We start from the raw sequence: 13,379 nt of genomic DNA on the forward strand, positions 1-13,379 counted from the left end.
AACGGACTCTCCCGGCACCGTGCCCATACAGCCTACAGGTATTTGCCGGGGTTCGCGGGATCGACGCGCGCCGCGAGGCACGGGATTTACCCGACCACGCTTTTCAGGCGTGGTGCCGGGGTGCATCAAAGAAGGCGGTCTCGTAGCGGCAGGAGTCGCTGAACGCTTCCAGCATTGCTGCCCGCTCACGTTCAGAAGCATTGGCCGCGGCTTCCTCAGTGAAGGCGATGGCAGTCCTGGTGGCCGCGGCAAAGTCCGGGTCCGCGTAGGTGCGGAGCCACGCGGCGTACGGGTGGCCATCCGGCGCCCCCGCCTCGAGATAGGACTCATGCAGCCGCTGCCCGACTTCCGCGTAGAGCCAATAGCACGGGAGGACAGCCGCAACCACCACGGCGTAACTGCCCGCCGTCGACGCCGCCAGCAAGTGGTCCACGTAGGCCTTGGTCACCGGCCCGGTTCCGGAGGGGACGTCACGGGTGCTGAGCCAGTCGCGGTGGAGGGCCGATTCGACGTCCAGGCAGGTCCTGGCGCCCTGTGCCCAGAACAATTGCTCTTCTTCGGTGGGCGCCAGAGCACTGGCACGTGCCAGGACCCGTGAATATCCATTGAGGTAGATCGCGTCCTGCGCAAGGTAGTAGTTGAAGCGTGATTCCGCCAGATCCCCCGTCTGCAGCTCCCTGATGAAGCTGAGATCATGGATGGCTTCCAGTTCCCGGGCAGCCTGGGCCCACATGATTGTGGCGAAGCTCTCCTGGTTCTTCGTCCCGCGCAGGTGGTGGAAATGGTGGATAGGGCCACTTCCCCGCCCCGCCTCCAAGAGATCCGATTGTTCAAGGGCTTTGACAAGCCACGGCTTCACCTCCCGAAGGGATGCTTCCCAATCGCCGGTGGACGCTTGGACCGTTGCCAGTGCCGAAGACAGGGAACACCCTGTTCCGTGGCTGTTTGTGGTGTCCACCCGCGGCCCGGACACCTCGATGACGTCCTTGCTCAGGAGCCCGCTGGTGTTAACCAGCGCATCTGGGCAGCCGGCTCCCGACAGGTGACCACCTTTGACCAGCACTGTGGTGCCGTATTCAGCGGCCAGGCGCTTGCCCTGGTCCAACGCGGCCTGCCATTCGGAGGCCTCGTCCTCACCCAGCAGCATGGCAAGTTCCGGAATGTTGGGAGTGATGAGGTCCGCAAGTGGCAGCAAAGTCCGCAAAGCCCGCTCGGCGGACTCCCGCAGGAGACGGTCTCCGCTGGTAGCAACCATCACAGGATCAAGGACCACGACGGCGGGGCGCACCGTTTGGAGCCAGCCGCGGACCTCCTCAATGACGGCAGCCTCGCCCAGCATTCCGATCTTGACGGCGTCGATGCCGATGTCGCCGCTGATGGCATCCAACTGCTGGCGCAGGAACCCTGCAGGTGGGATGTGGAGGGCTGTAACACCTTGGGTGTTCTGGACTGTCAGCGCCGTGATGGCGGCCATTCCATAGCCACCGTGAGCGGCAATGCTCTTCAGGTCGGCCTGGATACCCGCTCCTCCAGAGGGATCCGAACCGGCGATGCTCAGCACCCTGGGGACGGGCCGTCGTCGAGCGGCCACAGGGTAAACGGAAGAGCCCCGGGTTTCCGGAGCGGAGTGGGGTGCAATGGTAGACGGCAATGTGGTCATGAGGACATCCCTTCGCCGGTGCTAACCGGACAGGTTCAACGGGTTTGGATCTCAGCCGGACCTCTCGCCCGGCACCCCGTGTCAGTCACACAGCCTAGCCGTGAACAGCCATCCGGGAACAACCGCTTCGCCTTCGCACCTGGATATGACTCCCCCGGTCCCGCCCGCCCTTACTTGTGGAAACACAAAGGACCCCCGGCGGCCTAAGCCTCCGGGGGTCCCCTGTTTGTGTATCTGAGACGACGCCTCAGCGCCTGAAGATCAGAGCTCTGATGCCGGTACCCCAACGCCCAGGATGATCGGTTCCTGCGCAGGAGCCTTCACCGCCTGTGCAGCCGGAGCCTTGGCCTCGTGTGAGGTGCCCTGTGCTGCCGGGGCCGCTTCGTGGTGTTGCACGCTGGTTTCGTTGGCTGCGCCCTGCGCGCGGCTGGCGCTGCGGTTGCGGCGCCCACGACGACTCTTCGACGCCGTGGCCGGGTCGGCTGTCGCAGTTGCGGGCGCGGCAGCTGAGGCCGGAGCAGCCGTGGTCGGCTGCGCCTCACTGGCCTTCGGTGCCGTTGCCGGCTCTGGAGCCGCTCCCAGGTGGGAGAACGCCTCAGCCAACAGGTCAAGGCTCATAGCGGGCTTGGCAGCTGGTTCCTCATGGTGTTCACCCATGGGGAGGGCAACCTCTTCGCCACCGAACCGAAGAACCGGCATGGAGCGCGATTCCCGGACGGCGTCTTCCCGGGCAGCCTCTTCATGGGCTGCCGGTTCCCCGCCGTGGGTATCGGCCGGAGCCGCGGGAGCAGGCTGTTCCGTGCGGGCAAGTTCCTCGGAGCGGTGCAGTTCGTCATCGTGGAGATGCGCGGCGTGGGCGGCAGCTGCAATTGATGCCAACGCAGCCCGGGTTGCCTCGGCCTTGGCTTGGCGCGCCGGATCCTGAGGCTCAACCGGCGCGGACGGCGCAGGCTGGACGGCAGGCTGGGCGTTCACAGGAGCAGCGGTTTCAGCGCCGGGTTGCCCGCCGCCCTTGCCGCGCCGACGCTTGCGTTCCGTGCGGGCCGCAGGCTGCTGCTGCTGTTGCTGCGTCTCGCTGTGGGGACGGTGTGAGTCGGCAGTAGGCGTGTTGGCCCTGCGGTGTTCAACGGGCTCGTCATGGGTGACCACACCGCGTCCTGCACAGTGCTCGCACTGCTCGCCGAAGACCTCAAGGAGCCCTGTGCCCATACGCTTGCGCGTCATTTGGACAAGGCCCAGGGACGTTACCTCTGCCACCTGGTGCTTGGTGCGGTCACGGCCCAGGCATTCCACCATGCGCCGGAGGACCAGATCGCGGTTGGACTCCAGGACCATGTCGATGAAGTCGATAACGATGATTCCGCCGATGTCGCGCAGGCGCAGCTGACGGACTACTTCCTCGGCTGCTTCAAGGTTGTTCTTGGTAACAGTTTCCTCGAGGTTGCCGCCGCTGCCGGTGAACTTGCCCGTGTTGACGTCAACAACCGTCATGGCTTCGGTGCGGTCGATGACCAGCGAACCACCGGACGGCAGGAACACCTTGCGTTCCAGTGCCTTGTGGATCTGCTCGTCAATCCGCCACGCAGAGAAGATGTCCTGGTCCTTGGTCCACTTTTCGAGGCGGCCAACAAGGTCGGGAGCAACGTAGGTGACATAGGCCTCAATGGTGTCCCAGGCGTCGTCACCGGAAACGATCAGCTTGGAGAAGTCCTCATTGAAAACGTCACGGACAACCTTGATGGTGAGGTCCGGTTCCCCGTAGAGCAGTTCCGGAGCCAGGATCTTGGTAGAGGAAACCTGTCCCTCAATGCCTTCCCACTGGGCGCGCAAACGGTTGATGTCGTGGGTCAGCTCTTCCTCGGAAGCGCCTTCCGCAGCGGTGCGGACAATGACGCCCGCGTTTTCCGGCAAACGATCCTTGAGGATGCGCTTGAGGCGGTTGCGTTCGACGTCGGGAAGCTTACGGGAGATTCCGGTCATGGAACCACCGGGCACGTACACCAGGTAGCGGCCGGGCAGGGAGATCTGGCTGGTGAGGCGGGCACCCTTGTGTCCCACGGGATCCTTGGTGACCTGGACAAGGACCGAGTCTCCGGACTTGAGCGCGTTCTCGATCCGGCGCGGCTGGCCCTGGAGGTTCACCGCATCCCAGTTCACTTCACCGGCGTAGAGCACAGCATTGCGGCCACGTCCGATGTCAACGAAGGCAGCTTCCATGGACGGCAGGACGTTCTGGACCTTGCCCAGGTAGACGTTGCCGATCAGGGAGTCCTGCTGGGTCTTGGACACGAAGTGCTCGGCGAGCACGCCGTCTTCAAGAACACCGATCTGAATTCTGTCGTCGCGCTGGCGGACGATCATTTGGCGGTCCACGGATTCACGGCGTGCCAGGAACTCGGCCTCGGTGATCACTTGGCGGCGGCGTCCCGTTTCGCGGGATTCCCGGCGGCGCTGCTTCTTCGCTTCGAGCCGGGTGGAACCCTTGACGCTGGTGACACGGTTGGAGGGGGCAGTTTCCGCGATGGGCCTGGGAGCACGGACCCTGGTCACCGTGTTGGGCGGATCGTCGTCAGTACCGCCGGTCAACTCCAGATCCTGGTCCCCACGACGGCGACGGCGGCGACGACGCGACGTGACACCGTCCTCCAACGGCTCGGGTGCCGCAGCTTCTTCGTCCTCGGACTCGGCGCTGTCATCACCCTCGTTCTCGTCACGTTCGTTTCCACGGCGACCCCTGCGCCCGCGGCTGCGACGCCGACGGCGACTTCCGGCGTCGTCCGCCTCAGCATCAGCTTCGGAGACGGTTTCGTCAGCGCTTTCTTCTTCGACTTCCTCCGCTACGGCGGGGCGGGCAACGGTAGTAAGGTCCGGGGCCTGGAAGATCATGGAAGTGATGGACACCGGCTCCAGGAACAACGAAGGAACTGCGGAATCGTCAGCATCTTCAGTCGATTCAGCAGTGTCTGAGGCTGCAACGGGGGCTGCTGGAGATTCAACGATCGCCTCAGGCGTGGAAGGGGCCTCGGTTGTGGCGCTGTCTCCGGACGTTTCAACGGCAACAATCGACTGGACAACGTCAGCGGTTTCAAGCGCTGCAGGCGACTCCTCGGCAGCAACCTTGGGCTTGGCGGTGCGACGACGGCGGACCGGCTTTTCGGGAACAGGCTCGGCTGCCACTTCAGCCTGGTTTGCGTTCGGGGCGGACTCGACCGGCGGTGCTTCCTCCGCGGGTGCTTCCTCGCCCAGACCCGGCAGGGTCGCAGCAGGTTCCACCTTTTTGCGGGCCCGGGTGCGGCGGACCGGTGCGGCGGGAGCGTCGGCAGTACCGGATTCTTCCGGGACCGCACTTTCCCCCGTTACCGCAGTCCCGGCGTCTGGAACTGCTTTTGGCGCAACCTTGCGACGCGTGCGTGTGGTCTTCTTGGGCGCTTCCGCTGTTTCTGCGGGAACTGCCTCTTCATTAACGGCTATAACCTGGTCTTTATCCATATGTGGCGACACTCCTGCCCCAAGAACACCGCCACATCCGGCGCCTTGTGGGGCAAATATTGCCAGAACCCGCAGGCTCTGACGGAAGTCGATTGTATGCCTTCCGGTTCGCACCATCATTGGGGTGCGGCAGCCCTGGAAAGCCGGCGGTTTGTTCTGAAACCCGTTGTTCTGCTGCCACAACCAGGTGCCGTCCATTGTGATGGCGGGCCTACCGCGGATCACGTGATCCTGGCATGCCCAGCTCATACTGGCGGTCTTGGGAACAAGTCACCGGACCGGTTTTCGAATGTGGATCGAATTCCAGCCATGCCCATTCTCTCATACCCCCGCGCTTTCGCCGGGTAAGCGGTTGTGTCGCGCTCCGGCGGCTGCATCAGGGCCCGCGCCCAGCCTGCGGCGTTACAATCCTCCCAAGAGCACTTCCCGGCCAGCCGGGCACCGAGTCGAAAAGGATCAGATCCGCGATGCCGAGCACCGCCAGGGAAAACCTGGCCCACCAAACGTCCACACCGGCGCAGGACTCCCCCGCCGCGCATTCCGTGCTGCCCAAGATCGTGCGGGACAAGCCCTTTGGATGGCTCCTGCTGATCACCGGCATGATCGGCTGGCTGGCATCAGGCGCATTGGTCCTGGAAAAGCTTGAAGTGTTGAAGGATCCCAACCACATCACCGTCTGTGACGTGAACCCCTGGGTTTCCTGCGGGAAGGTCATGCAGACCGCCCAAAGCTCCGTGTTCGGTTTCCCCAACATGTTCATCGGCATTGTGGCCTTCGCGGTCATCATCACCACGGCCATGGGACTGCTCTCCGGGGCAAAATTCTCGCGTGGTTACTGGTTGGGCCTGCAGGCGGGAGTCACCCTGGGCTTTGCCTTCGTGGTGTGGCTCTGGTCCCAGGCCCTGTATGTCATCAACGTCCTGTGCCCGTTCTGCATGGTGGTCTGGGCCATGATGATTCCCATGTTCGTCTGGGTCACCATCAGGAACATCACCCACGGGGTCATCAAGGCTCCCCCGGGAGTAACCAAGGTCCTGGGTGACTCCGGGTGGATCATCGTTGCCCTGCTGTACGTGGCAGTGGCAGCCACCATCTTCTTCGCGTTCCTCCAGGTCTTCGCCGGGACGTCCGGCTACTAGGAGCCAACAACCGCTGCGGGATGACAATCGCAATATGACAGTTAAGGCCAATGTTCGAGTCGAACATTGGCCTTAACTGTCAAACGGTGAAGCTTCCCTAGCCGGCGAACCAGATGCCGATCTCACGCTCGGCGGACTCAACGGAGTCGGAGCCATGGACGAGGTTCTGCTGGACCTTCGTGCCCCAATCGCGGCCAAAGTCGCCGCGGATCGTGCCCGGTGCCGCCGTCGTCGGATCCGTGGTTCCTGCCAGGGAACGGAACCCTTCAATGACCCGGTGACCTTCGAAGACTGCAGCCACAACCGGGCCGCTCAGCATGAACTCAACCAGCGGTTCGTAGAACGGCTTGCCAACGTGTTCCTCATAGTGCTGCTCCAGCAGCTCCCGGGTTGCGTTGACCTTCTTCAGCTCAGCCAAGGTGTAACCCTTGGCTTCAATCCGGGCCAGGATGCTTCCGCTGAGGTTGCGGGCGACGCCGTCGGGCTTGACCAGGACGAGGGTCCGTTCAATGCTCACAGTTGCTCCAATGTGATGGGTTGGTGGTTTTCCCAGCCAGTTTACGGTGTTTCCGGGCCGGCTTGGTCACCGTGCGCCGCGTTCCATTCAGCCTGTTCGCGATCCCGTTGAACCACCTCACGGTCAATCTTCATGCCCGCACGGATGCCGTACCACCAGCAGATAGCGAACAGGACGCCCACCACATACATGGTGGGCTCGGCCAGGCCGGTCAGGATCAACACCAGCTGAAGAGCCCAGCCAAGGCCCAGGCCCCATGGCTTCGACAGGACCGCGCAGGCAAGGACCAGCACCACGCTCAAGGTGATGCCCATTCCCAGGATGATCACCGGGTCCACTTCCCCACGGCGCAGGCCGAAGACCACCAGGGTGCCAAAGAAGGCAACGAACGCCTCAAGGAGCAGCACCGTGGACGCGAACATGACTTTGGTGGACCGGCGCTTTTTGGGCATGCCGGGCCGCCACTCGCGCTGTGCCTTGGTCAACTTCGCCATGATCAAGCACCCGCCTTTCCGAGGAGAATGCGGGCCTCGGCCACCACCGTAATGGAACCGGTCACCAACACGCCGCCGGCCAGGTCGTCATTGGATTCAGCGCGCTCCACGGCCCATTCAAGGGCGTCATCAAGCTTCTCCGCGATGTGGACGTTGTCCTCGCCGAAGCCGAGGTCGACGGCGAGTTCGGCCAGTTCCGCAGCGGGAACTGCCCGGGCCGAGTTTGACTGGGTGAAACAGAACTCTCCAGCCAAGCCACCCAAGGATTCCTTCAGGGTTTTCAGGATCTCTTCGGCGTCCTTTTCCCTAAGGACTCCTACAACCACCACGAGCTTACTGAAGCTGAAAGCCTCCTGGATTGCTTCGGCGGAAACGCGGATGCCGTCGGGGTTGTGGGCTGCGTCCACCACCACGGTGGGAGCAGTGCGCACTACTTCAAGCCGGCCCGGCGACGTCACGGTGCCGAAAGCTTCCTTGAGGACGTCGGCGTCGAGTTCTTTCTCCCCGCCACCAAAGAATGCCTCCAAAGCGGCGATCGCCACGGCGGCGTTCTCCGCTTGGTGTGCTCCATGCAGGGGAAGCAGCAGGTCCTCGTAGCGGCCGGCGAGCCCCTGGATGGTGATGACCTGGCCACCTACGGCAACACTGCGGGACTCGACTCCGAACTCCACACCTTCAAAGCGGAAGGGCACGTCAACTTCACGGGCCTTCTCCAGCAGGACCTGTGCCGCGTCCACGGGTTGGGCCGCGCTCACCAGGAATCCCCCGGGCTTGATGATGCCCGCTTTCTCGTACGCGATGTCCTCGGTGGTGTCGCCCAGTAGGTCGGTATGGTCCAGGGAAATCGGGGTGATGACCGAGACCTGTCCGTCTCCAACGTTGGTGGCGTCAGTGATACCGCCCAGGCCGACTTCCATGACGGCAACATCAACCGGCTGATCCGCAAAAATCGCGAATCCAAGGATCGTGACGCACTCAAAGTAGGTCAACCGCGGCTGGTTGTCGGCAACGAGTTCACTGTCCACAATCTCGAGGTACGGCCGGATCTCATCCCAGATGCGCACAAAGGTCTCGTCCGCCACAGGTTCACCGTTGATGCTGATGCGCTCGGTGACCTTGGACAGGTGCGGGCTGGTGTACCGGCCGGTGCTCAGTCCGTGGGCCCTCAAGCCGGCCTCGATCATCCTGGCAGTGGACGTCTTTCCATTGGTGCCGGTGATGTGGATGATCGGGAAAGCCTTGTTGGGCTCGCCCAATACGTCCATGGCCCGGAAGAGCGGCGCCAGGCGCGGTTCCATCTTGTTCTCCGGGGCACGTCCCAGGAGCTCGGCGTAAACACTCTCCACCGAAAATTCGTCAGTCATCAGGCTCCTGCCTTGGTCACAGCTACCTGGGGCTCGTCAACGCCGGCCAGCAGCACTTCCAATTCCAGTGTCAGTGTTTCTGTCTTGACGAGCTCAGCATTGGCATTCAATGCATCCACTACGTCCTGCGCCGCCTCCACGGTGGTCTTGATACGGTCGCTGACGTTCAGTCCGGCGTCCTTGCGTGCCTGCTGGATGGCGCGGACCATGTCGCGCGCCAGCCCCTCGGCCGCAAGTTCCGGGGTGACTTCGGTGTTCAGGACCACGAAGCCGCCGCCGGGCAGCACCGCAACCGCAGCCGAACCGCCGTCGGCCGCTTGTGCCACCACTGTCTCCAGCGTGTATTCCTGCGGCTCAAGCTCGAGTCCACCGGCCACCACTACGCCGGCGTCGCTGACTGACCAGTCGCCGGACTTGGAGCCCTTGATGGCCTGCTGCACGTTCTTGCCCAGGCGGGGACCTGCTGCACGTGCATTGACCACGAGCTTCTGCTCGATGCCGAATTCCTCCGGCGACGCCTTGGCGGCGTCCAGCAACCGCACCGAGCGCAGGTTCAGCTCATCGGCGACGACGGCGGCAAAACCTTCCAGCGCGTCAGCACCGGGTGCCACCACAGTCAGTCCCTGCAGGGGCAAGCGGACGCGCAGGTTCGCTGCCTTCCGCAGGCTCGATCCCGTGGAGCAGATCTGCTGGACGCGGTCCATGGCCTCCACCAGGGGCGCATTGGCCGGGAAGAGATCTGCATCGGGCCAGTCGGCCAGGTGCACGGAGCGGCCACCCGTGAGTCCGCGCCAGATCTCCTCGGTAACCAAGGGCAACAGGGAGGCCGAGACGCGGCACACTGCTTCGAGGGCGGTGTACAGTGCGTCGAAGGCGTCAACGTTCTCGTCAAAGAAGCGCTGGCGGCTCCGGCGGACGTACCAGTTGGTGAGCATGTCCAAGTAGCTGCGCAGCTCATCGCAGGCGCCGGAGATGTCGTAGCTGTCCAGGCTGGCGGTGATGTTCCGGACCAGGTCCCCGGTGTTGGCCAAGAGGTACTGATCCAACGTGTCGGCGTAACCGTCGTAGCGCAGCTTCGCCTCGTACCCCTCCCCTCCGTTGGCGGCATTCGTGTACAGCGTGAAGAAGCTGTACACATTCCACAACGGCAGGATGACCTGACGGACCCCATCGCGGATGCCCTGCTCGGTGACGATCAGGTTGCCGCCACGAAGGATGGGGCTGGACATGAGGAACCAGCGCATGGCGTCCGAGCCGTCACGGTCCAGTACTTCCGAAACGTCGGGGTAGTTGCGCAGGCTCTTTGACATCTTTTGGCCGTCCGAGCCAAGCACGATGCCGTGGCTGATGACGTTGCGGAATGCGGGGCGGTCAAAAAGTGCCGTGGACAGGATGTGCAGCATGTAGAACCAGCCACGGGTCTGCCCGATGTACTCCACAATGAAGTCGGCGGGGTTGTGGGTGTCGAACCATTCCTCGTTCTGGAACGGGTAATGGACCTGGCCGTACGGCATCGATCCGGAATCGAACCACACGTCCAGCACATCCTCCACGCGGCGCATGGTGGATTTGCCTGTGGGGTCGTCCGGGTTGGGACGTGTCAACTCATCGATGAACGGGCGGTGCAGGTCAACCTGTCCTTCGTTGTTGACCGGCAGACGGCCGAAGTCGGCTTCCATCTCGGCCAGCGAACCGTAAACGTCCGTGCGCGGGTACTCGGGGTCGTCCGACTGCCACACCGGGATGGGCGAACCCCAGTAGCGGTTGCGACTGATGGACCAGTCGCGGGCGTTGTCCAGCCACTTACCGAACTGTCCGTCCTTGACGTTGCCCGGGATCCAGTTGATCTCCTGGTTCAGCTCGGACATACGGTCCTTGAACTTGGTCACTTCCACGTACCAGGAAGAGACAGCACGATAGATCAAGGGGTTCCGGCAGCGCCAGCAGTGCGGGTAGCTGTGCTCGTAGCTTGCCTGGCGGACCAGGCGGCCATCGGCGCGGAGCACCTGCGTGATCGGCTTGTTGGCCTCGAAGACCTGGAGACCCACGATGTCCGCCAAGCGGCCTTGCGAGAACAGCGGAAGGAATTTAGCACCTTCATCCACGGAAAGAACCACCGGAATGCCTGCTTCTTCACAGACTTTCTGGTCATCTTCACCGTAGGCAGGTGCCTGGTGGACGATGCCCGTACCGTCGGTGGTGGTGACGTAATCGGCCACAAGGACACGCCAGGCATTCTGGGTTCCGTACTTTTCAGCGTCGGCGAAATCGTCCCACAGCGGTTCGTACTCAAGGCCTTCCAACTGGGTGCCCGTGTAGGTGGACACCACGGCGGCAGCGGCGGCAGCAACGCCGTCGGCACCGTCGCCGTAACCCAGGTCCTTGGCGTAGGACCCCAACAGGTCAGCCGCGAGCAGGAAGCTGCCCGTCACGGGAGCCTCAGCGGACGCTGCCTTGACTCCGTTGGGTCCTGCGGGCAGCACGGCATAGGAGATGTCAGGCCCGACGGCGAGCGCAGCGTTGGTGGGCAGCGTCCACGGCGTGGTGGTCCAGGCGAGGGCCTGGACGCCGTCGAGGTCCTTGGAAAGCTGGCTCTCCCCCGCCTTGATGGGGAACGTCACCGTGACGGTCTGGTCCTGGCGGTTCTTGTAAACGTCATCATCCATGCGGAGTTCATGGTTGGAGAGGGGTGTCTCGTCCTTCCAGCAGTAGGGAAGGACGCGGTAGCCGTTGTAGGTGAGGCCCTTCTCATGGAGCTGCTTGAAGGCCCAGAGAACGGACTCCATGTACTCCACGTTGAGCGTCTTGTAGTCGTTCTCGAAGTCCACCCAGCGTGCCTGGCGGGTGACGTAGGCCTTCCACTCGTCGGCATACTTCATGACGGAGGCGCGGCAGGCGTCATTGAATTTGTCGATGCCCATGGCCTCGATCTGGGTTTTGTCCGTCATACCCAGCTGCTTCATGGCCTCAAGCTCTGCCGGAAGTCCGTGGGTGTCCCAGCCGAAGCGGCGCTCCACGCGCTTGCCGCGCTGGGTCTGGTAGCGGCCCACGAGGTCTTTGGCGTAACCGGTCAGCAGGTGCCCGTAGTGGGGAAGCCCGTTGGCGAAGGGAGGGCCGTCATAAAAGACGAACTCGTTGCTTCCGGGGGCGCCGCCGGGGAGGTCGCTGACGCGCTGGTCGATGCTGGCCTGGAAGGTACCGTCTTCATCCCAGTATTTGAGGATGCGCTCTTCGATGTCCGGGAACTTCACGGAGGTGGACACGCCGCGCGTGCCTGAAGGAGACGCTGAGGCCTTGGGGTAGTGGGTCATCTCATATCCTGTGATAGCTGGTTGACTGTCAGGATGCGAGGACGGCTCCTGTAACGCTTGTCAGCGTCACGGGTACCGCGGTACCACCTCACTTACCGGGGCATGACGCTCCGGCCGCTCATTACTGCTGTGACGGGCGTACCCGTCCGGTTCTACTGGGTCACTTGTGCCCATCAAGGCAGTCGGTGCTGTTCTTCCGGAAGCTCACCGGTGATGGCCGGGTCAAAGCTGGTGATCCAAGTCTAGCGGCAGCTGAGCGGATCGCTCTACCCGGACGTTCATCCCATGGTGAGGCCCGGCGGGCTCTGCGGTGAATAGACTCGACCCCATGACGCACCCCACCCCAGCCCTGCCGCAAACCCGCCCGGCACGAGGCCAAGCTTCCTTGGCATGGACGGTGCTGGCGTTGTTGGCAGCGCTGCCAGTGGCGGGTTTTTCGATGTTCCGGGCTGTGCCTGTTGAATGGCCGTTGCTTGTTGTTCAGTTGTTGTCCTTCACACCCTGGATGGTGCTGCCGGCGTCGGTTGCGTTCGTCCTGGCTCTGGTGGGGCGGCGCCGATGGGCGGTGGCAGCGACGGCGGCGCTCCTGGCTGTGCAGCTCTTCTGGCTCTTTCCCTTCGATGCGGGAAAAGCGGAGACGTTGCCGCCTGGGACGGGCACGGTTCCGGTGAAGGTCATGAGTTTGAATTCCGAGTACGGCGAGGCGGATGCGGCCGGCATTGTTGACCTGGTCCGCAGCAACGGCGTCCAATTGCTGGCCATACAGGAGTTCACCCAGTCCCTGCAGGATCGTTTGCGGGCCGAGGGCTTGGAGGATCTCTTGCCGAACGTCATCAGCGTCCCGAACGACGACGCTTCCGGCGGCGCTGTGTATTCCGTCTTTCCTCTGGAGGCGGAGGGCCTTCTCCCTGACACGCCGTTCCGGATGGACGTGACCAGGATCCTCGCCACCGATTCCGGCACCGGATCCCGGGCCACCCTGACCCTGACCACTGTGCACACCCTGCCGCCGGTTGACGAGAGGATCGGGCAATGGCGCAGTGACTTGCAAAAGCTTGCCCGGCAGGGCTCCCGTCCGGGCAACCACCTGCTGATGGGTGACTACAACGCCACCTATGACCATTCGGAGTTCCGGGAATTCCTGGATTCCGGAGGGGACGGTCGGAAACTTGTGGATGTGGGAACGGTTTCTTTTGGCAGGTTCATGCCCACGTGGCCCATGGAGGGTCCGCTGCTGCCCGGAATTGTGCTTGATCACGTGGTCACGTCGTCCCGGATCAGCAGCAGCGACTACTCGGTCCACCGGGTGCCCGGCAGCGATCACGCAGCCATCATGGCCCGGCTGATCATTCCTGCCGGTTAGCACGTTGCCAAGCCGCTGTACCGTCGCCGGCCAGCGACGGTT

The 13,379-nt window shown here is 63.2% G+C and carries 8 protein-coding genes and 1 riboswitch; of the genes, 2 read left to right on the forward strand and 6 right to left on the reverse strand.

Annotation, left to right across the window (positions count from 1 at the left end; genetic code table 11):
• Nucleotides 1-103 precede the first annotated feature (103 nt).
• Nucleotides 104-1,660, reverse strand: a complete 1,557-nt coding sequence (gene thiD, locus JOE60_RS10310; protein ID WP_167265873.1) for a bifunctional hydroxymethylpyrimidine kinase/phosphomethylpyrimidine kinase — start codon at nt 1,658-1,660, stop codon at nt 104-106.
• A riboswitch (TPP riboswitch) is annotated at nt 1,651-1,749 on the reverse strand. Its footprint overlaps the gene before it by 10 nt.
• A 172-nt stretch (nt 1,750-1,921) precedes the next feature.
• Entirely contained in the window at nt 1,922-5,149 is a 3,228-nt protein-coding gene (locus JOE60_RS10315) for a ribonuclease E/G (protein ID WP_239528850.1), read from the reverse strand.
• 467 nt (nt 5,150-5,616) lie between these two features.
• Between JOE60_RS10315 and JOE60_RS10320 the strand changes: the two genes are divergently transcribed.
• Nucleotides 5,617-6,288 carry a vitamin K epoxide reductase family protein gene (locus tag JOE60_RS10320; protein ID WP_167265869.1) on the forward strand — a complete coding sequence of 224 codons (672 nt, stop codon included), beginning with the start codon at nt 5,617-5,619 and terminating at the stop codon, nt 6,286-6,288.
• Nucleotides 6,289-6,385: 97 nt separating this feature from the next.
• On the opposite strand, the gene ndk is transcribed toward JOE60_RS10320, so the two are convergent.
• From ndk to ileS, 4 genes are read right to left on the reverse strand one after another with little or no spacing between them, the layout of a single operon-like run.
• The gene (gene ndk / locus JOE60_RS10325; protein WP_167265868.1) at nt 6,386-6,805 is read right to left on the reverse strand and encodes a nucleoside-diphosphate kinase; all 420 of its coding nucleotides are present in this window, start codon (nt 6,803-6,805) and stop codon (nt 6,386-6,388) included.
• Nucleotides 6,806-6,846: 41 nt separating this feature from the next.
• The gene (locus JOE60_RS10330; RefSeq protein ID WP_167265867.1) at nt 6,847-7,299 is read right to left on the reverse strand and encodes a DUF4233 domain-containing protein; all 453 of its coding nucleotides are present in this window, start codon (nt 7,297-7,299) and stop codon (nt 6,847-6,849) included.
• Between the two features lie 2 nt (nt 7,300-7,301).
• The gene (locus JOE60_RS10335; RefSeq protein ID WP_167265866.1) at nt 7,302-8,663 is read right to left on the reverse strand and encodes a bifunctional folylpolyglutamate synthase/dihydrofolate synthase; all 1,362 of its coding nucleotides are present in this window, start codon (nt 8,661-8,663) and stop codon (nt 7,302-7,304) included.
• Nucleotides 8,663-11,974, reverse strand: coding sequence for an isoleucine--tRNA ligase (gene ileS, locus JOE60_RS10340; protein WP_167265865.1), 3,312 nt, complete (start codon nt 11,972-11,974; stop codon nt 8,663-8,665). Before ileS ends, JOE60_RS10335 begins: the two co-directional genes overlap by 1 nt.
• 328 nt (nt 11,975-12,302) lie before the next feature.
• On the opposite strand from ileS, the gene JOE60_RS10345 reads away from it, so the two are divergent.
• Nucleotides 12,303-13,337 (forward strand): endonuclease/exonuclease/phosphatase family protein, encoded by a 1,035-nt coding sequence (locus JOE60_RS10345; protein WP_167265864.1) that lies wholly within the window; start codon nt 12,303-12,305, stop codon nt 13,335-13,337.
• The last annotated feature ends 42 nt before the right edge of the window (nt 13,338-13,379 follow it).

The sequence above is a fragment of the Paenarthrobacter ilicis genome, from assembly GCF_016907545.1.
GTDB lineage: Bacteria > Actinomycetota > Actinomycetes > Actinomycetales > Micrococcaceae > Arthrobacter > Arthrobacter ilicis.

Coding starts and splice junctions, on each gene's coding strand:
- thiD (WP_167265873.1), bottom strand. CDS start 1,660: ATGACCACATTGCCGTCTACCATTGCACCCCACTCCGCTCCGGAAACC.
- JOE60_RS10315 (WP_239528850.1), bottom strand. CDS start 5,149: ATGGATAAAGACCAGGTTATAGCCGTTAATGAAGAGGCAGTTCCCGCA.
- JOE60_RS10320 (WP_167265869.1), top strand. CDS start 5,617: ATGCCGAGCACCGCCAGGGAAAACCTGGCCCACCAAACGTCCACACCG.
- JOE60_RS10330 (WP_167265867.1), bottom strand. CDS start 7,299: ATGGCGAAGTTGACCAAGGCACAGCGCGAGTGGCGGCCCGGCATGCCC.
- JOE60_RS10335 (WP_167265866.1), bottom strand. CDS start 8,663: ATGACTGACGAATTTTCGGTGGAGAGTGTTTACGCCGAGCTCCTGGGA.
- ileS (WP_167265865.1), bottom strand. CDS start 11,974: ATGACCCACTACCCCAAGGCCTCAGCGTCTCCTTCAGGCACGCGCGGC.
- JOE60_RS10345 (WP_167265864.1), top strand. CDS start 12,303: ATGACGCACCCCACCCCAGCCCTGCCGCAAACCCGCCCGGCACGAGGC.